The sequence below is a fragment of the Dyadobacter sp. genome (assembly GCF_017744695.1).
Classification (GTDB): Bacteria; Bacteroidota; Bacteroidia; order Cytophagales; family Spirosomataceae; genus Dyadobacter.
Map to the genome: position 1 here is coordinate 236,258 of NZ_JAGIAS010000006.1, position 19,174 is coordinate 255,431.

Genomic DNA, 19,174 nt, shown 5'->3' on the forward strand with positions numbered 1-19,174 from the left:
TTGTCTGAAAATATACAATGAAACTCAGGACATTTATTTGTGGTTTGCTGGCGCTGGCATTTTACAATACCTCGTACGCGCAGGACGACGCCATGCTCGCTTCCGTTCGGCAGAGGTTCGGCCTTTACACCGAGCGGGCCGTACAGGAAAAACTGTTTGTGCATATCGACAGGCCGTTTTACCTCGTGGGAGAGACGATCTGGTTCAAAGCCTACAACCTCAATGGCGCCACGCACCGGTTTCTGGATCTGAGCAAAGTAGGCTATCTGGAAGTGCTCGACAGTGAGAACAATGCGGTACTGCAAACCAAATTTGCCATGGTCGACGGCCGGGGAAATGGTTCGGCGCTCGTACCGTCCACACTCGTCAGCGGCAAGTACAAGTTGCGGTGCTATACCAACTGGATGAAGAACTTCTCCGCTGAAAGCTACTTTGAAACCTCGGTCTCCATCCTGAACCCATTTGTTCGCTTCGATCCTGACCGGGCATCGAAGGAGGAAACCCGCTATGACGTGCAATTTTTCCCGGAAGGGGGACATCTGGTAAGCGGTATCGAAAGCAAGGTCGCATTTCGCGCCGTGGGTGTAGATGGCAAGGGTATTAAGTTTAAAGGGGCGATCCTTAACCAGCAGAATGAAACCGTGCGCGAATTTGAGCCGGAGCTGAATGGTATCGGCTATTTCAAGCTGAAACCGGAGGAAAACGCAGTTTATAAAGCAGCCATTACCGATAGCAAGGGGCAGCGTTTCGAATACCAGTTTCCCAAAGTGGAGCCGCAGGGGTATATAATGGAGGTAAAAGACTCGACTTCGGCGCTGGTGAAAGTGACTGTGACCGGGAAGCTTGAAAACGAAGAGCCCGCGACCATATATCTGCTCGCACATACGCGTCAGGCGAATGCAGTGTTTGGCAAAAAAGGATTAGGCAAGGGCCCGGCGGTTTTTGTGCTCGAAAAGGCGAAACTCGGGGAAGGTATTTCGCAGATTACGATCTTCAATGAAAAACTGAAACCGGTTTGTGAACGATTGTATTTCAAACGTCCCGAAAAACAGTTGGCCATCGATGCGCAGGTGGGTAAAAGCTTTATCGGACGTGAAAAGGTGGCGATGAATATCTCGGCTGCAACAGGACAGGCATTACCGGCTTGGAGCAATTTGTCGGTAGCCGTGTATCTCGACGATTCGATCCAATACCAGCCGCAGCACGATATGCACAGCTACCTGTGGCTCACCGCCGATTTGAAGGGCGACATCGAAAACCCGGGCTATTATTTTCAAAATGTAAATCAGAACACGGATAGGCAGCTCGACAACCTGATGCTTACCCATGGCTGGCGCCGTTTGAAATGGGACAAGGTTTTCGGGGGGCAACTGGTCAGTTTCGAACATTTGCCTGAATACGACGGACATTTTATTCACGCCCGCGTACTGAACCGTGCCGATGGAAAACCGGCGGTGAATAAGGACGCATACCTGGCATCGCTCGACGTGCCTGCGCGCCTGTATGTGGACAGGAGCGACAATGAAGGCCGGGTGAAATTTGAAGTACGCCAGTTTACAGGGCCTAAGGAAATTACGCTGCAAACGGATCTCGCTAATGACTCGACTTATCGATTCGAGGTGGCGACGCCGTTTTCCAAACAGTTTTCGACGACTGCCGTTCCTTCCTTCTTTTTTGATAAAACGCTGGAAAATCAGTTGCTGACGCGATCCGTCAATATGCAAACGGGCAATGCGTTTTTGCCAAGGATCTATACGGAGAAAAAGGCCGTACTGACCGACTCGCTACCATTCTTCGGGGTACCCGACGAGAAATATTTTCTCGACGATTTCACCCGTTTCCCGACCATGGAGGAGGTTTTGAGGGAATATGTAAAAGGCATTTTGGTCCGCAGGCGCCAAAAGGAATTCCATTTACGAATGATCGACAAGCTGCTCCCCAACACCTATTATACGACCGATCCCCTCATGCTCCTGGACGGTATCCCGGTTTTCGACGCCGACAAGATCATCGAAATGGATCCTTTAAAAGTGAAGAAAATCGAGCTGATCAGCTCGCGCTACTTCCTGGGGCCGATGACTTTTACCGGTATTGTCAGCTTCTCGACTTACCGGGGCGACCTGGGCGGGTTTGAACTCGATCCGAAAGTACTAGTCATGCCATACGAGGGCGTTCAGGCGCAAAGGGAGTTCTATGCGCCGAAATACGATAGTAATAACGCCAACAGCCGTATCGCCGATTTTCGCAATCTCCTGCATTGGGCACCCAATGTCACGACGGGCAAGGACGGCAAAGCGACGGTCGAGTTTTACACTTCTGATCAGACCGGCCGTTACAAGGTCGTGATTCAGGGTATCACCCCGGATGGCACGGCAGGCAGCAAAACCGTCTCTTTCGACGTCAGGAAGCGAAGCCTTTAAATGTAAAACTCCGAGGTGTGCTTGATCTCCTTCAATACGAAGGTGCTGTTGAGCACACCTATGTTGTCGATCTTCGACAGCTTATATTTCACGAAGTCGTGGTATTCGTCGAGGCTGGCGACGTTGATTTTTAGCAAAAAATCAACCTGCCCGGCCATGTGGTAGCATTCCTGCACCTCGTGGAGATTCTGTATCTCCTGTTCAAACTTCTCGATAAATGCTTCATTGTGGTAGCGCATGGATACCTGGCAGATGGTTGTAACCTGTCTGTTAATGAGTTTTTTATCTAAAATTGCTACATATTGCTTGATGTAACCCAGGCTTTCCAGTCTTCGGATTCGTTCATACACGGGCGAGACCGTGAGGTTAAGCATCGTCGCGATTTCCTTGGTCGTTTTCTTGGCATCTTTTTGAAGAATGCGGAGGATTTTGGTATCGATTTTGTCCAACTGTTCCATGAGGCAATAATATTTACTGGTACGGGTTTCGAATTGAATCTCAAAAAGTAAATTTTACTTCAAAAATCAAATAGTGTGGTAATGTTTCCTGAGAAATAGGCTGTTTGTTGAAAATAATTTTCACAAATGGGAAATTGCAAGTGATTTATGCTTTACCCAAAAGTTGTTTTTTATGAAAACGGACTGCGTTTTAGTAATAGGGGCAAACGGACAGATCGGATCTGTTCTGGTGGAATATCTGAGGGAAATTTACGGATTGGGAAAAGTGGTGGCGACGGACATCCGCATGCCCGAATTCCCGGCCGGAATATTTGAGCAACTCGATGCGACCAATGCCGGTGAAATGGCCGCACTGGTGCGTAAATACGGTGTCACGCAAATTTATCACCTGGCCGCAATCCTCTCTGCAAAAGGCGAGCAGGACCCGCTCCGAACGTGGCATATCAATATGCAAACTTATTTCAACGTGCTGGAAGTGGCGCGCGAAAACGGGGTAAGCAAAGTTTTTTACCCAAGTTCCATTGCCGTTTTCGGTGACCGTGTGGATACGCTGGCTGAGCAATGGTCGTACCTCGACCCTGCAACGGTTTACGGGATCAGCAAGGCGGCGGGGGAGAACTGGTCGAACTACTATTTCAAACGTTACGGCGTCGATATCCGCTCGCTGCGTTACCCGGGCATTATCGGCTACCAGTCGATGCCGGGCGGCGGAACTACCGACTACGCAGTTGATATTTATCACAAAGCGGTAAAGGGAGAGGCATTTGAATGCTTTCTCAAACCGGAAACGACCCTGCCGATGATCTACATCAGCGACGCGATGGACGCCACTGTCCGCCTGATGGAAGCGCCTGCCGAAAAGATCTCGGTCCGGACATCCTACAATCTAGCGGGCATGAGTTTTTCACCGAAAGAAGTCGCGCAAAGCATTCAAAAGGTAATTCCAAACTTCAACATAACTTACAAGCCAGACTTCCGCCAGGCCATCGCCGATTCCTGGCCACAGGAAATCGACGATGCCCAGGCCCGGAAAGACTGGGGCTGGCGGCCAAGCTATTCGCTGGACAAGATGACGGAGGAGATGATTAGCGAGTTGCGGAAGAAGTATCAAGTTGTTAATGAGTGAATGTGTGAATGATTGAATGATTGAATATTCTCTCGGTAGGTATGGCTTCGGTGAAATTCTGAAACTCGTTCAAATTCACTCGTTCAGTCATTCCATTCACTCATTCAAAATTCAGTCATTCACACATTAATCATTCAATCATTCAAAATTCATTAGCATGTACGGTACCATCCAACAAGAACTCCAAACCGAGCTGGAAGCGATCCGGTCGGCTGGCTTATATAAAAAGGAGCGCGTGATCACCACGCCGCAGTCTGCGCATATTGCTACTACTGATGGCGGTGATGTGCTCAATTTTTGCGCCAACAATTACCTGGGCCTTTCTTCGCATCCCGATGTGATCCAGGCGGGTATCGACGCCATTCATTCCCACGGTTTTGGCATGTCGTCGGTGCGGTTTATTTGCGGCACGCAGGATATTCATAAGGAACTCGAACGCAAAACGGCCGAATTCCTGGGCACGGAAGACTGCATTCTCTATGCCGCGGCATTTGATGCCAATGGAGGTGTTTTCGAGCCGTTGCTGAATGAACAGGACGCTATTATCTCCGACGAGCTAAACCACGCTTCAATCATTGACGGCGTGAGATTGTGCAAGGCCAAGCGTTTCCGCTACAAGCATAACGACATGGCTGACCTCGAAAAGCAGCTCCAAGATGCACAGGGCAGCCGCCGCATTCTGGTTGTGACGGACGGTGTATTCTCCATGGATGGTACCATCGCCCGCCTCGATCAAATATGCGACCTGGCCGAGCAATATCAGGCCATGGTAATGATCGACGAATGCCACGCCAGCGGTTTTGTGGGTAAAACCGGCCGCGGCACGCACGAGTACCGCAATGTAATGGGCCGTATCGACATCATCACAGGTACTTATGGCAAGGCATTGGGCGGCGCTTCGGGAGGTTTTACGGCGGCGAAAAAAGAGATTGTGGAAATCCTCCGCCAGCGTTCACGTCCGTATTTATTTTCAAACACATTGGCGCCTTCCATTGTGGGGGCTTCCATCAAAGTACTCGATCTACTCACCTCATCCACTGCATTGCGCGACAAGCTGGAACGGAATACGCAGTATTTCCGTAAGGCTATGACCGAAGCCGGGTTTGACATTCTGCCCGGCGAGCACCCGATTGTTCCTATTATGCTCTACGAAGCCAAGCTGGCGCAAGAATTTGCCGCCAAGCTGCTCGATGAAGGCATTTACGTGATCGGCTTTTTCTATCCTGTGGTTCCACAAGGCAAGGCGCGTATCCGCGTGCAGATCTCAGCCGGGCACGAACAAGCGGACCTTGAAAAGGCTGTGGCGGCGTTTACGAAAGTCGGTCGCGAGTTGGGCGTTATTTAGTCAGGTATAGTGAAGTATTGTCAGATATAGTCAGGTGTTGTCAAGAGTTGTCAGATGTGGCAAGATTGGTAAGGAGCTGAATGCCGTTAGGCATGTAATATTGGTAGGAAACACGACTGGCCATATTTCGATAAAATGCCGTCAGGCATGTAACAACAATGCTCTGTTGTCGCATGCCTGACGGCATTTTTGGAACATAGCCCTGGGGACGATTGCTACCTATGTTACATCGCTACGCGATTTCAGACGACGTAACCTACATCAATGCGCTGTAATGTTCCGTCGCTTTCCACAATACATCGCGATTACTGACCACACTTCGCTCTACCTGACAATTCTTGACCACACCTCACTACACCTGACCGCACTTGCCCCTACTTACCCTTCGGCATCAAGCAGCTCCACTTCCACGTGCAGCGATTGCAGCGTGGCGTTTCCGTATTGGGTAACCATCGCCACATCTGCGGCATCGCGGCCGTGGGCGATCTCGATGCGGTAGCCTTCGGTTTTTTCCTGTACCGCATCGAACGTGTACCATTCGCCGCCGATGAAAACCTCAAACCAGGCGTGCAGGTCCATGTCTTTCAGTTTATCGAGGTAGCCTACTGTCATACGCGTCGGGATGCAGAGGTTACGGCATAGCGCAATGGCGAGGTGCGTAAAGTCACGGCACACGCCTACGTGGCTGCGGGCGGTGTCGAGCGCAGTGGTGGCGGCATTGGACATGCCATATTGATAGCGAATGTTGTTGTGTATCCACGTCCGGATCGCCTCCACCTGGTCGTAGCCTGGTGTAAGGTTGCCCGCTATTTCCAGGGCCAGCATGTTGATTTCGTGTAAGTCCGATTGGCAATAGCGGCTCGGCAGGATGTAATGCATCACCTCATCGGGAAGCTCTCCGACAAGCATATACGCAGGTGGTGGGTTTGGAATAGGCTTCGTTTCGCTTACCTGCGCCTGTACTTCCGTGGTGATCGTAACCCGGCCCACGGGCAGGATCGTGCGCTGGCAAGGGTTGCCGTAAAGGTCGGTATACTCCGAAAACGGCACTGGTGGCTCTATGTTAAAACCTTCCTGAATGATCGATTGGCCTTCCTGGCGGCGGGGGCGTAACATGGTCGTTACGGTGGTGGGGGCATACACGTCGTACGTGAATATGCTTCTGCCCTTCATTTTCATTTATGAGTCGGATTAGTATTTTGGTTCAATGTAATGATGCTTAGTTACTTAAAAATTACGTGCCATTTATTTTATTGTGAACACCCGCGTCGACCAGAATTAAATCGTTTTAATCGACGTTTGTACATCAGGAATGTTAATTTTAGAGCGAGTAGTATTTAGTGAAATTTAAATGAATACACCTATGGCAGTTACAAAATGGATCGTAGACCCGGCGCATTCCGAAGTGCAGTTCAAAATCAAACACCTGGTCATTTCGACGATCACGGGTTCCTTCAACAACTTTGAAGGCGGGGCGACTTCGGACCTCAATAACTTTGAAAACGCGGAAATTCACTTCTCACTCGATGTGAGCAGTATCGATACCAATGTGGAAATGCGCGATGCCCATTTGCGGTCGGCGGATTTCTTCGATGCCGATCAATTCCCGCATATTACTTTTCAATCCAACTATTTTCATAAAGTAAAAGGAGACAATTATAAGCTCTCCGGCCTCCTGACGCTGAAAGGTATTACCAAGCCCATCGAGCTCGATGCCGAGTACGGCGGTGCGGAAAAGGACGGCGAGGGGAATGTGCGTATTGGTTTCGAGGTAGAAGGGCGTTTGAGCCGCCAGGAATTCGGCCTGAATTACATGCAGCTCACCGACTCGGGCGGCTTAGTAATTGGTGAGGACGTGAAACTGATTGCTAATATTCAGCTTGTAAAGCAGGCATAATCAGTGATTTAATTATTTTCATAAACTTTTAATACCCGGCATGGACCTGAAAACTGGTTTGCCGGGTATTTTTGATTTCAATAGAAAATGCGGGTTGCCGTCTTTTCATCAAACCTAACTCGCAATCCATGAAAGTGCTGCGCATTATATTCAAAGTCATCGGGATATTCCTCCTGCTGCTCGTACTGGCTATTATCACCATGGTCACCACCATGGACGATACGCCGTATCAGGAAATGGCCTATTATAAGGAATGGAAAAGCCTGATCGGTGGCGTGAAGGCCGATACGATGGCTGCTGACACGTTACAGGCCGGTTGGGCGAAGGTCAATATTACACCGGCGTCGCCTACGCCTACCGCGGGCTATGGCAACCGTCGCGGCCGCCCGTATACGGCCGTGCATGACTCCGTTTATGTACGTGCGATGGTGATTGACAATGGTCATACCAAAGCTGCGATCATCGCCGCCGACCTGCTGATCGTCCCGCCGACGGTGATCGAGTCCCTTAAGGCAAAACTGAAACCGGGCGATATTGCATTCGACCAGATCTATTTTGGCGCTACGCATAGCCATAACAGTGTAGGCGGATGGGGGACAGGTATTTCTTCACTCTTCTTTTCGGGTAAATTCGATCCCGCTATTGTAGAGAATCTTGCCAATGCATTTCACAAAGCCATTACCGATGCCCAAAAGAAAGTCGAACCCGTGCAGCTGACGTACATGGAATCACTCGATTCAGTGGATATCCGTAACAGGCTCGTAGGTGAGGAGGGGCGGGTCGACCCGGAGATACGCTCGGTGGCATTTGTGAATAAAAGCGGAGAAAAGGCTATTCTCAGTTCTTTTGCCGCGCACTCCACGGTTTTGGATTCGAAAAACATCGTTCTCTCTCGAGACTACCCGGGTGCGCTTGTGGATTCGCTCGAAAAGGGCCGCTACAATTTTGCGATGTACATGGCTGGCGCCGTAGGCAGCATGGGACCGATCGAACAGGGTACTGATGACTTTGATGAACTGAAAAACCAGGCATTCGGTGTTCAGAATGCATTGTTATCCCCCAATACCTTGAAGGAGGATTCGAAGAGCGCATTGATCGAAACGCTTACATTGCCCCTGCCGCTGCGGGATCCCTCTCCGAGATTGACGATGAGTATTGTGCTTCGCTCCTGGGCATTCAAAAAAGCTTTTGGCGAATACCCTGTGTATGTAAAAGCATTGCGAATCGGGAACATCCTGATGGTGGGCGTGCCGTGCGATTTCTCAGGCGAACTGACCGCCCCGCTGGATGCCTATGCCAAATCCAAAGGCCTGAACCTGATGGTGACCAGTTTCAACGGTGGCTATATCGGCTACATTACCCATGACAAGTACTTCAACCGCGATTTGTACGAGACCAAAACCATGAGTTGGTACGGCCCGTACAATGGTGCCTATTTGCAGGAAGTGATCAAAGATATTATTGATAAATTATCCTAAACCGTAACGAATGATGAGAACACTTGTAATCCTCTTCCTGGCATTACTGAGCCTTTCTTCCATGGCGCAGAAACCTGTCCGCGTGGCAGTAGCGGGACTTAGCCACGGGCACGTCGGCTGGATCTTTAACCGGAAGGATAAGACGGATATTCAACTGGTAGGCATTTGGGAAACGAATCCGGATCTGGTGAAACAGTTTACCGAACGCTACAAACTTGATCCGAAGCTTTTCTATTCAGACCTGAACAAAATGCTCGACGAGGTCAAACCGGAGGCGGTTTCCGCATTCGGGGCGATCAACGAGCACGTGGTGGTGGTACGGGCCTGTGCGCCGCGGAAGATCAACGTAATGGTGGAAAAGCCGCTGGCCACCACATTCGCCGACGCGAAGGAAATCCAGAAGCTTGCGACGCAGCATAACGTCCACGTCCTGACCAACTATGAAACCTCCTGGTACGCGAGCAACCAGCATGTGAACCAATTGATTCAGGAGGGTAAACTGGGGGATATTCGCAAAGTAATGGTCAACGACGGGCACCAGGGGCCCAAGGAAATCGGGGTTAGCAAGGAGTTTTTTGCTATTTTGACAGACCCTGTTAAAAACGGCGCAGGTGCATTGGTCGATTTCGGCTGCTATGGTGCCAACCTGATGACATGGCTCATGAAAGGCGAACGGCCTGTTTCGGTAACTGCTGTGACGCATCAGAATAAGCCTGATATTTACAAGAATGTGGATGATGAAGCTTCCATTATCCTGCAATATCCTAAGGCGCAATGTATTATCCAGGGCTCGTGGAATTGGTCTTTTGCGAGAAAGGACATGGAAGTGTATGGCAACAAAGGCTACGCCGTGGCTGTGAATGCGACCACCGTACGCCAGCGTTTGCAGGAGAAAGCACCCGAGGAAACGCTCAAACTCGAGCCTCGCCCGGCGCCTTACACCGATCCGTTCTCGGTACTGGCCGATGTGGTACAAGGTCGCATCAAGCTCGATCAGAACGACTTGTACGGGTTGCCGGTGAATGTGACCGTCGTCGAGATACTGGAAACGGCCAAGGAGGCCGCCAAAACCGGTAAGACTATCTTTTTGAAAAAATAAACTATGCATATGGAGCCCCGGCCCGTCAGTTTTTCCCAAACCACCCTCACCGAATTAATGATCCCTTCCTATGCCAATTTCGGAGGGAAAATCCACGGGGGCATATTGCTCTCATTAATCGACAAGGTCGCATATGCATGTGCGTCGAGGCACGCCGGGACTTACTGCGTGACAGTTTCGGTAGATGCCGTGGATTTCCTCGAACCGGTGGAGGTGGGCGACCTGGTTTCGCTGCATGCGTCGGTGAATTATGTCGGGAGGACTTCGCTGGTAGTGGGGATCCGCGTGGTAGCGGAGAATGTGCGGAACCGCTCGGTAAGGCACACCAACACTTCATATGTAACGATGGTTGCCAAAGACGACAATAACAAGCCGACCGTTGTGCCCGAGCTGGTATTGGAAAATGAGGACGACGCCCGCCGTTTCCTGGAAGCGATCAAGCGCCGGGAGCTGAAAGAGAAGTATCGGGACGCATTCGATAATGCCAAAACACGCCTCGATGTGCAGGATAACCTGGATAAATTAGCCGATCAGCGTTGCGTGATCGCTTATGATACCGATGTTTGATGGGGGGAATTATTGCGGTGCGCTGCACCTTTTGGTTTTTATTAATGCAACTTATCTACAAGTATTACGGCGCTCTGCGCCTTTAACAGAGAGGCGCAGAGCGCCGTAATACTTGTAGATAAATGATTGATAATTAATAAAAGGTGCAGCGCACCGCAATAAAATTGAATTAGAATCCGAACAATCCTCCGCCGCTTTTCCGCGTAGTTGTTTTCTTACCAAACAGCATCCCAAAAACTCCGCGGACCACTTCGCGACCTATTTGCTTGGCAAGCGGCGAGTTTAATGCATCAGAGATCATGCTCGACTGCTCTTTCTCCTTTTTAGCCTCTACTTTCGCCTGAACCTCCGCTTCCTTCGCTTCTGATTCCTTGCGGGCCTGTTCTTCCATGCGCTTCGTCAGGATTTCGTAGGCGCTTTCCGGGTCGACGGGATCTTTGTATTTGGCATACACATCCGACTGCTGGACGTGCTTGTCGTAATCGGCCTGTACCATGGGGCCCATAACGGAAGCGGGTGGCATCAGGTGCGTCGCCGCGACTTCGGTAGGGATACCTTTTTCGTTCAAAACGGTGATCAATGCCTGACCGATACCGAGGGTGGTCAGGATCTGGTCGATCGAGTAATAATCTGATTTCGGGTAGGTTTTGACAGTCTGTTTCAACGCCTCGGCATCCTGGGGCGTAAATGCGCGGAGTACGTGCTGCACGCGGTTACCCAGCTGCCCGAGCACCGATACCGGCACGTCCTGCGCCATTTGGGTACAGAAGAAAATACCTACGCCTTTGGAACGGATCAGACGAACGACCTGCTCGATCTGTTCGAGGAATGCTTTGGGAGCGTCTTTGAACAGCAAATGCGCTTCATCCAGGAAGAATACCAGCTTAGGTTTATCCAAATCTCCCGCTTCGGGTAGTTTTTGGTATAATTCAGCCAAAAGGCTTAGCATGAATGTCGAGAACAATGCGGGCTTGTCCTGCACATCGGAGACATTCAACAGGCTGATCACGCCCTGCCCGTCGACCTTGTTGATCAGATCGTCGATATCGAATGATTTTTCCCCGAAAATGGTGCCTACGCCTTGCTGCTCCAGTGCGACGATCTTGCGCAGGATCGTTCCGGCTGTGGACGCTGAAATGGTACCGTAATCGGCTTTGATTTCATCGGCGCCCGGGCCTTCGGCGAGGTAATTAAGGACTTTTTTCAGGTCGTTCAGATCTACCATCGGCAAATCCTTGTCGTCGGCATATTTGAACAGGATAGCGAGTACGCCGGCCTGGGTTTCGTTCAGTTCGAAGATTTTGGAAAGCAATATCGGCCCGAATTCCAATACCGTGGCACGCATTTGCGCGCCCTTGTTGCCGCTCAGGGAATACAGTTCGACAGGGAATCCTTTCGGTTCGAAAACGGTGCCGAGTATTTGCGCGCGTTCTTCCAGAGCTGCATTGGTCTTGCCCGGCTGTGCGATCCCCGAAAGGTCGCCCTTGATGTCGGACATGAAAACGGGTACACCGGCCGCCGAAAGTTGTTCGGCGAATACCTGCAATGTGCGCGTTTTACCCGACCCCGTAGCCCCGGCCACGAGCCCGTGGCGGTTCATCATGCGCAAGGGAAGGTTCACGCGGGCCTCGCCGATGATCTCGCCGTCGAGAATGGCCGACCCCAAATGAATTACAGGTTTGTCAGTTTGATAAGATTTCTGAATTGCTGCAATAAATTGTTCTTTCTTTGACACAGAAAATACGGGTTATGGTTTGATGAAAGGTTAAGTTACAAATTTTAAAGGTTTCAGGAAGATTCCAAGCCAGGGATGCGAATTATTATAGAATAATAATTTGTGAGGAAATAATATAACTTTTTGCATATGCTTGTATTTGCAAAATATTATTAGGTATTTTGGTTTGATCGCATTAGAATTATTCTGAGTTGTATTTTTAGAGACATTACTTTCCACTTATGTTGAGCCGCGTTGCGAATTCTATTTACTGGATGAATCGTTACATGGAACGGGTCGAGAATTACGCCCGTTTCGTGGGAGTTAATTTTAACCTGGCCCTGGATCTGCCGCCCGATGTGGACGAGCAATGGGAACCGTTACTGATCGCGACGGCCGACCACTTTCTATTCTATAAGTATTACGATAAGCCTACGAAAGAGGACGTCATTCATTTCATGACGTTCGATAAACGTAACCCGAACTCGATCATTAGCTGCCTGTACGAAGCGCGGGAGAATGCGCGGACGATCCGCGAGACGATCTCGAAAGAAATGTGGGAGAGCATCAATACGTTCTACCTGGCCATTAAGGGCACCTCGCCCGACGATTTCCGGAATATGGACCATATGCAATCCTATTTCACGGACATCCGTAAAAACTGTCAGCTTTTCCACGGGGTAGTCGATTCGTCGATCACGCGCAACGAAGCCTGGCATTTCGGACGACTCGGACGGCATATCGAACGGGCCGACAAATGCTCACGCTTTCTGGATGTGAAGTATTTTACATTGTTACAAGATTCGGGTACGAACGGCTCGACGCTCGACCTGATGCTCTGGACAGCCGTACTGAAATCGGTGAGCGCCTATAATATGTACCGTCAAACGCACCGGGCGTTGACGCCGATGAATATCGTGGCGTTCCTGATCCTCGACAAGCTGTTTCCCCGCTCGATCGCCTATTGTGTACGCCAGGCGGAACTGTCGCTGTACGCGATCGCCGGCTCTATTCCCGAACGCGGCTACACCAACCCGGCGGAGCGTGCATTGAGCAAGATCAGAAGCGAACTGGAATTCACCGATGTGGAGGATGTTTTCAAAATGGGCTTGCACGACTATCTCGATAAGTTCCAGATTAAGAACAACGAAGTGGATAATAAAATCTTCGATATGTACTTCGGATTGGAGACCGGGCAGTCGCAAAGTCAGAGCCAGGGGCATTTCAAAAGTCAGTGGATGAACTGATCAAAACTTTTATATCTTAGCGACTCTATCATTATTGAGCTGCTAACACATGACATATTGCCTGGGGATCAAAGTCGCATCCGGCCTGGTGGCCATTGCCGACACGCGCCTTACTTCCGGAACCGAGGTTTCGACGAATAAGAAAGTATCTGTTTACCAATCCGATAAGCATTCGATTTTCGTGATGACCTCGGGTCTGAGGTCGGTGCGGGACAAGGCTATTACCTATTTCAAGGAAGTCCTGGAAGAGCGGGACACTTCATTCGACAAGCTTTACAAGGCTGTCAATGCATTGGGGCAGCAGGTGCGACGGGTGGCCGACGAGGACCGTTATGCGCTGAACAATGCGGGGCTGGTATTCAACCTGTTTGCAATTGTAGGCGGGCAGCTCGAACACGATTCCGAGCATAAGCTTTTTCTGTTGTATCCCGAAGGTAACTGGGTGGAGGTCGGCGATGGTTCGCCGTTTATCATCATCGGTAATTCGGGTTATGGGAAGCCGCTGCTGTACAGGAGCCTTAAATTCGATTCCTCGATGCAGGACGCTTTGAAGATCGGGTTCCTGTCGTTCGATTCTACAAGGGTGAGTTCCAATGACGTGGATTACCCGATAGATGTCGTCATGTATGAAAAGGACTCGTTCCAGTTGGTGGAGCATCGTTTCGAGAAGGACGACCTCGATTACGTCGGGAAGCAGTGGAGCGCGCTGCTGAGCAATTCCGTACAAAAATTGTCGTTGGAATGGATGGACCCGGTATTTGGCAAAATGGGAGAAGTTACAAAGGCATAACCGCTTGTTTTAACCTGGAAACGTATATAACGGCTGATTTGGCGGTGCACAATTAACACGGTGAATAAACGGAATATAAGAGTCCAGAAACTCAATTGTAGTTTTTTGTTTGTAGAAAAATCTAATTGCGGAGAGGGAATTTAGTATTTTTGCAACCAAACATAAAGAGGAATTCTAGATCGTGACGTTAATTAAATCTATCTCAGGAATCAGGGGAATAGTGGGAGGAAAATCGGGTGAGGCGCTGACTCCGATTGATGTTGTTAAGTTTGCTGCTGCATACGGGACATGGGTGAGGCGTACAAATCCACAGAATCTTAAGGTGGTGATCGGCAGAGATGCCAGGCTTTCCGGTGAAATGGTAAGTCGCCTGGTGGCCGGTACTTTACAAGGTGTTGGGCTGAATGTGCTCGACCTTGGCCTTTCCACTACTCCGACTGTCGAGATAGCCGTGAAAGCGGAAGGCGCGGCGGGAGGTATCATCCTTACAGCAAGCCACAACCCGATCCAGTGGAACGCCCTTAAGCTGCTCAACCACGAAGGAGAATTCATTTCGGAAGCCGAAGGCGCCGAAGTGCTGCGCATTGCCGACGAGGAAGATTTCCTTTTTCCCGATGTAAAAAAACTGGGGAGCTACGCATCGGACGATACTTACCTGCAAAAGCATATCGATCACGTTTTGTCGCTTGCGCTTGTAGATGTGGATGCGATCAAAAATGCGAATTTTAAGATCGTCGTAGATGCCGTCAACTCAACCGGAGGCATCGCGGTACCGCTTTTGCTCGAAGCATTGGGCGTTGATCCAAAGAATATCAAGAAACTGAACTGCGACCCGACGGGTAATTTTGCGCATAATCCCGAGCCGTTGCCGGAGCATTTGCATGATATCAGCAAAGAGCTCAACAATGGCTCTTACAACCTGGGTATCGTCGTGGATCCGGATGTAGACAGGCTCGCGCTCATGTGCGAGGATGGTACACCGTTTGGAGAAGAATACACGCTCGTCGCTGTTGCGGATTATGTTTTGAAAAATACACCGGGCAATACGGTTTCCAATCTTTCGTCTACGGCGGCATTGCGCGATGTTACGGTGAAAGCCGGTGGCCAGTATTTCGCATCGGCGGTAGGTGAGGTAAATGTGGTGAACGCCATGAAAGCCAATAATGCCGTGATCGGCGGAGAAGGCAATGGCGGGGTGATTTATCCTGAAAGCCACTATGGCCGTGATGCGTTGGTAGGTATCGCGTTATTTCTGACGCACCTGGCGAAATCGGGCAAGAAAGCGTCGGTTTTAAGAAGATCTTATCCGAACTATTATATTTCGAAAAACAAAATCGAGCTCACGCCGGAGATCAATGTCGATAATATCCTCGACCGTATCCAGACACGCTATTCCAAGCAGCCTGTGAACACGATCGACGGTGTCCGCATTGAATTCGACCGCGAATGGGTGCATTTGCGCCGGTCCAACACCGAACCGATTATTCGTATTTACTCGGAATCGGAGACGCTGACGACCGCTACCAGCCTTGCTAATAAGATCATTTCCGATATCAAGGAAATTATTTCGGAACCGAAGAAATAATAAAGCTGTTGCTAAGCTAATTTGGGTCACTTGTTGTCTGAACTGACAATGAGTGATCTTTCTAATTTATATCCCCATGAAAGTCTATCTGGACAATGCGGCTACGACGCAGCTGGACCCCGAGGTCCTGGAAGCCATGCTGCCGCTGATGACCGAGCAATTCGGAAATCCCTCTTCCATTCATTCCTACGGCCGCGCCGTGCGTTCGTCCATCGAGCGGGCCAGAAAGAATATCGCTGCGATTCTGAATGCGGCACCTGCCGAGATATTTTTCACCTCAGGTGGCACCGAAGCCGACAATACCGCGATCCGTTCGAGTATCGAGACATTCGGCTTGAAACACGCCATTACCTCGCGCATCGAGCACCACGCGGTGCTGCATACATTGGAACACCTCAAAAAGCTGGGTATCATTGAACTGAGTTTTGTGAATCTGAATGCGAAAGGGGAGGTTGACCTGGAACACCTCGAATCGCTTCTTGCGTCGAAACCACGCTCATTGGTTTCACTAATGCACGGAAACAATGAAATCGGGAACCTGCTCGACCTCGAAGCGGCCGGCGATATTTGCGAAAAATACGACGCTATTTTTCATTCCGATACCGTGCAGACCATGGGCCACTATCGTCACGACCTGCAAAAGCTGAAAACGAATTTTATCGTTGGAGCAGCGCATAAGTTTAATGGTCCGAAGGGGATCGGATTCTTGTATGTTCGTCCGGGTATTAAGATCAACCCATTCGTACACGGGGGTGCGCAGGAGCGTAACATGCGCGGGGGCACAGAGAATATTTATGGCATTGTAGGTTTGGCCAAAGCGCTGGAAATCGCTTACCGTGATATGGACGCACACAGATCGCACATCGAAAGCCTGAAAGGCCGAATGATCGGGAAGTTGAAGGAAGGTATTGAGGGAGTGGCTTTCAACGGGAATTCAGCCGATTTGGGTAAAAGCCTTTATACCGTTTTGAATGTCAGTCTGCCGCCATCTGATATATCGGATATGCTGCTTTTCAACCTCGACATTGCCGGAATTGCCGTTTCTGGCGGTAGCGCTTGTTCGAGCGGTACCGACATTGGTTCGCACGTTTTAAATGAGCTTAGAATCGATGAAAACCGTGCTAACGTGCGCTTCTCGTTTGGAAAATACAATACGGAGGCCGAAATCGATTACGCAGCAGATACGCTGATCGGCCTTTACAAGAAAGAAAGTGTTACTTTATAAAGAGGTATCCCTCTAAAAAGCCAAAACCCGGCCCCTGAATCAGGAGGCCGGGTTTTTAATGATATCTTCGAGGCATTCGACCCAGATGTCGGAGTCGTTGAGACTTTCGACGAGCTGCCAGTGAACACCGCCTTCTTTTTCAAACATTTCCTTATACTCTTCGCCTACCTCGATCGTCGTTTCCAGACAGTCGGCAACGAATGCCGGGGAAAATGCTAGTGCACTTTTGACGCCTTTTTTGGTCAGTTCAGGGATTACCTCGTCGGTGTAAGGCTTAATCCACGGATTTTTGCCCAGACGTGACTGGAAACAGGTAGTGTATTTGCCTTCCGGAATACCTAAGCCTTTCACCAGCAAACGCGTTGTCTCAAAGCATTGAGCGCGGTAGCAATGTTGGTTGCGGTGATCGAGCTTGTCGCAACAGCTGCCGAACTGGCAAAAGCTGCCTGTAACATCGCCTTTGGTAATCTGCCGCTCGGGCAGGCCGTGATAGCTGAATACGAAATGGTCGTAATCGTGCTGCGCCATGTATTTTTTACCCAAATCCACAAAACCCTGAATGAATTTCGGGTGTTCGAGGAAGCGGTTTACAAAACGGATTTCAGGCAGTACCTCCCAGTCCTTCACCACGCGCATCACCTCTTTATACACCGAGCCGGTGGAAGCGGAAGCATACTGCGGGAAGAAGGGCACAACGATGATTTCCGTCAGACATTCCTTACGCAAAGCAGTGAGCGCTTTTTCGATGCTCGGGTTCTGGTAACGCATGGCGAGTTCTACCACGTAATCGTTGCCCAAAACCTTCTGTAACTTGTCTTTTACCGAGTATCCGTAGGTTTTCAGCGGAGAGCCGTCGGGCCGCCAGAGTTGCTTGTAAACTTTTGCGGACTTGGGTGCACGAAATGGTGCGATAACCAGGTTGATCAGGAACCAGCGGTTCAGATACGGTATATCGATCACGCGCTCGTCCATCAGGAATTGGCGCAGGTATTTGCGGACGTCGGGCACCGACGGGCTGTCGGGCGTACCGAGGTTCACGATCAATACGCCGGTTTTACGGACTTCGTCCAGGGTGGTTGAATCAGAGGGTTGAGCCAATGTGGTTGTACTCATTTCAATATCAGTTTCATGATGCGGATGTATCAAAGTGCGGGTAAGCTGGCTCCCTGAGCGGACGGTGCCGCCCGGCGGTCGAAGGGTGACAACGAAATGTGATTTTACTCTTTTTGATACATCCTCTTTTTATATTCAGTCTTGCAAAAATAGCAATTACAATCCTAACAAGACTTCTTTCAATGCTGCCTGTGCCGACCATTCGCGGTTGGCGGCCTGCTCGATCACCAGCGAACGCGGACCGTCGAGGACTTCGTCGGCTACCTTCATATTGCGGCGTACCGGCAGGCAGTGCATAAACTTGCCGTTGTCCGTCAAGGCCATTTTTGCTTCCGTTATCATCCAGGATGGATCTGTATTCAGAACTTTTCCGTAGCTGTTATAGGAGGACCAGTTTTTGCCGTACACAAAATCCGCGCCTTCCAATGCCTTATCCTGGTCGTAAATCACCTGTCCTTTGCCAACAAACGCTGGCGAGAGGTCGTAGCCTTCCGGATGCGTGATCACGAGTTCCACGTCCATCGGGTTCATCCACTCGCAGAACGAGTTGGCCACCGCCTGAGGTAATGCCTTGAAATGCGGCAGCCAGGTCAATACTACTTTCGGGCGTTGTTTTAGTTTGAATTCTTCGATTGTAATGCAGTCGGCCAGCGATTGCAGCGGGTGCCGCGTCGCCGATTCGAGGTTTATGATCGGGACATTTGCATATTTTTTGAATTGCTGGAAAACGATTTCGGAGTAATCCTTATCGCGGTCCTGCAACCCGGCGAACGAGCGGATACCGATGATATCGCAATAGCTGCCGATCACCGCTGCCGCTTCTTTCACGTGTTCCGCCTTGTCGCCATTCATGATTACACCCTCTTCCATTTCCAGTCCCCAACCATCCTGGCCGACGTTCATCGTAATCACGTTCAAGCCGAGGTTCTGGGCAGCTTTCTGGGTGCTGATCCTCGTCCTTAAACTCGAATTGAAAAACAGGAGGCCGATGGTTTTGTTTTTCCCGAGCTCATTATCCGCAAAAGGGTTCTTTTTCGCCGCAATGCCGCTGCTGATGAGCTGGGGTAGGTCGGTGACGTCTTTAATGGAAAGAAAGTGTTTCATTCAGGT

General features: G+C 50.1%; 16 protein-coding genes. 11 read left to right on the forward strand and 5 right to left on the reverse strand.

Features of this window, described 5'->3' with window-relative positions; genetic code table 11:
* Nucleotides 1-17 precede the first annotated feature (17 nt).
* Nucleotides 18-2,420 (forward strand): hypothetical protein, encoded by a 2,403-nt coding sequence (locus J7619_RS21745; protein WP_291203603.1) that lies wholly within the window; start codon nt 18-20, stop codon nt 2,418-2,420.
* Here J7619_RS21745 and J7619_RS21750 read toward each other — a convergent pair.
* Nucleotides 2,417-2,878, reverse strand: coding sequence for an Lrp/AsnC family transcriptional regulator (locus J7619_RS21750; RefSeq protein WP_106594330.1), 462 nt, complete (start codon nt 2,876-2,878; stop codon nt 2,417-2,419). The genes J7619_RS21745 and J7619_RS21750 overlap by 4 nt on opposite strands.
* Before the next feature lie 172 nt (nt 2,879-3,050).
* Here J7619_RS21750 and J7619_RS21755 point away from each other — a divergent pair, with 172 nt between their 5' ends.
* Nucleotides 3,051-4,004 carry an NAD-dependent epimerase/dehydratase family protein gene (locus tag J7619_RS21755; protein ID WP_291203608.1) on the forward strand — a complete coding sequence of 318 codons (954 nt, stop codon included), beginning with the start codon at nt 3,051-3,053 and terminating at the stop codon, nt 4,002-4,004.
* Nucleotides 4,005-4,161: 157 nt separating this feature from the next.
* Nucleotides 4,162-5,349, forward strand: a complete 1,188-nt coding sequence (kbl, locus tag J7619_RS21760) for a glycine C-acetyltransferase (protein WP_291203611.1) — start codon at nt 4,162-4,164, stop codon at nt 5,347-5,349.
* A gap of 378 nt (nt 5,350-5,727) precedes the next feature.
* Here kbl and J7619_RS21765 read toward each other — a convergent pair whose 3' ends face one another.
* Nucleotides 5,728-6,528, reverse strand: coding sequence for a transglutaminase family protein (locus tag J7619_RS21765; protein WP_291203614.1), 801 nt, complete (start codon nt 6,526-6,528; stop codon nt 5,728-5,730).
* 184 nt (nt 6,529-6,712) lie between these two features.
* Between J7619_RS21765 and J7619_RS21770 the strand changes: the two genes are divergently transcribed.
* From J7619_RS21770 to J7619_RS21785, 4 genes are all read left to right on the forward strand, one after another.
* Complete coding sequence (locus tag J7619_RS21770; protein ID WP_291203617.1) at nt 6,713-7,246, forward strand: YceI family protein; 534 nt, start codon at nt 6,713-6,715, stop codon at nt 7,244-7,246.
* Nucleotides 7,247-7,374: 128 nt separating this feature from the next.
* Complete coding sequence (locus tag J7619_RS21775; protein WP_291203620.1) at nt 7,375-8,724, forward strand: neutral/alkaline non-lysosomal ceramidase N-terminal domain-containing protein; 1,350 nt, start codon at nt 7,375-7,377, stop codon at nt 8,722-8,724.
* Nucleotides 8,725-8,737: 13 nt separating this feature from the next.
* On the forward strand, nt 8,738-9,823 hold the full coding sequence (locus J7619_RS21780; RefSeq protein ID WP_291204315.1) for a Gfo/Idh/MocA family protein: 1,086 nt from the start codon (nt 8,738-8,740) through the stop codon (nt 9,821-9,823).
* Nucleotides 9,824-9,832: 9 nt separating this feature from the next.
* Nucleotides 9,833-10,390 carry an acyl-CoA thioesterase gene (locus J7619_RS21785; protein ID WP_223402051.1) on the forward strand — a complete coding sequence of 186 codons (558 nt, stop codon included), beginning with the start codon at nt 9,833-9,835 and terminating at the stop codon, nt 10,388-10,390.
* 169 nt (nt 10,391-10,559) lie between these two features.
* On the opposite strand, the gene J7619_RS21790 is transcribed toward J7619_RS21785, so the two are convergent.
* Complete coding sequence (locus J7619_RS21790; protein ID WP_291203623.1) at nt 10,560-12,125, reverse strand: helicase HerA-like domain-containing protein; 1,566 nt, start codon at nt 12,123-12,125, stop codon at nt 10,560-10,562.
* A 221-nt stretch (nt 12,126-12,346) separates the two neighbouring features.
* Between J7619_RS21790 and J7619_RS21795 the strand changes: the two genes are divergently transcribed.
* The 4 genes from J7619_RS21795 (at nt 12,347) to J7619_RS21810 (ending at nt 16,951) form a co-directional block, all read left to right on the forward strand.
* On the forward strand, nt 12,347-13,351 hold the full coding sequence (locus J7619_RS21795; protein ID WP_090152153.1) for an alpha-E domain-containing protein: 1,005 nt from the start codon (nt 12,347-12,349) through the stop codon (nt 13,349-13,351).
* Between the two features lie 49 nt (nt 13,352-13,400).
* Nucleotides 13,401-14,141, forward strand: coding sequence for a peptidase (locus J7619_RS21800; RefSeq protein WP_291203628.1), 741 nt, complete (start codon nt 13,401-13,403; stop codon nt 14,139-14,141).
* Between the two features lie 181 nt (nt 14,142-14,322).
* Complete coding sequence (gene glmM / locus J7619_RS21805) at nt 14,323-15,726, forward strand: phosphoglucosamine mutase (protein WP_291203631.1); 1,404 nt, start codon at nt 14,323-14,325, stop codon at nt 15,724-15,726.
* 76 nt (nt 15,727-15,802) lie between these two features.
* Nucleotides 15,803-16,951: a cysteine desulfurase family protein gene (locus tag J7619_RS21810; RefSeq protein ID WP_291203634.1), complete on the forward strand. Its 1,149-nt coding sequence runs from the start codon at nt 15,803-15,805 to the stop codon at nt 16,949-16,951.
* 39 nt (nt 16,952-16,990) lie between these two features.
* Here the strand turns inward: J7619_RS21810 and hemH are convergent, their stop codons facing one another.
* Nucleotides 16,991-18,064: a ferrochelatase gene (hemH, locus tag J7619_RS21815; protein WP_291203637.1), complete on the reverse strand. Its 1,074-nt coding sequence runs from the start codon at nt 18,062-18,064 to the stop codon at nt 16,991-16,993.
* 156 nt (nt 18,065-18,220) lie between these two features.
* Nucleotides 18,221-19,168, reverse strand: coding sequence for an N-acetylornithine carbamoyltransferase (locus tag J7619_RS21820; RefSeq protein ID WP_291203640.1), 948 nt, complete (start codon nt 19,166-19,168; stop codon nt 18,221-18,223).
* Between the last annotated feature and the right edge of the window lie 6 nt (nt 19,169-19,174).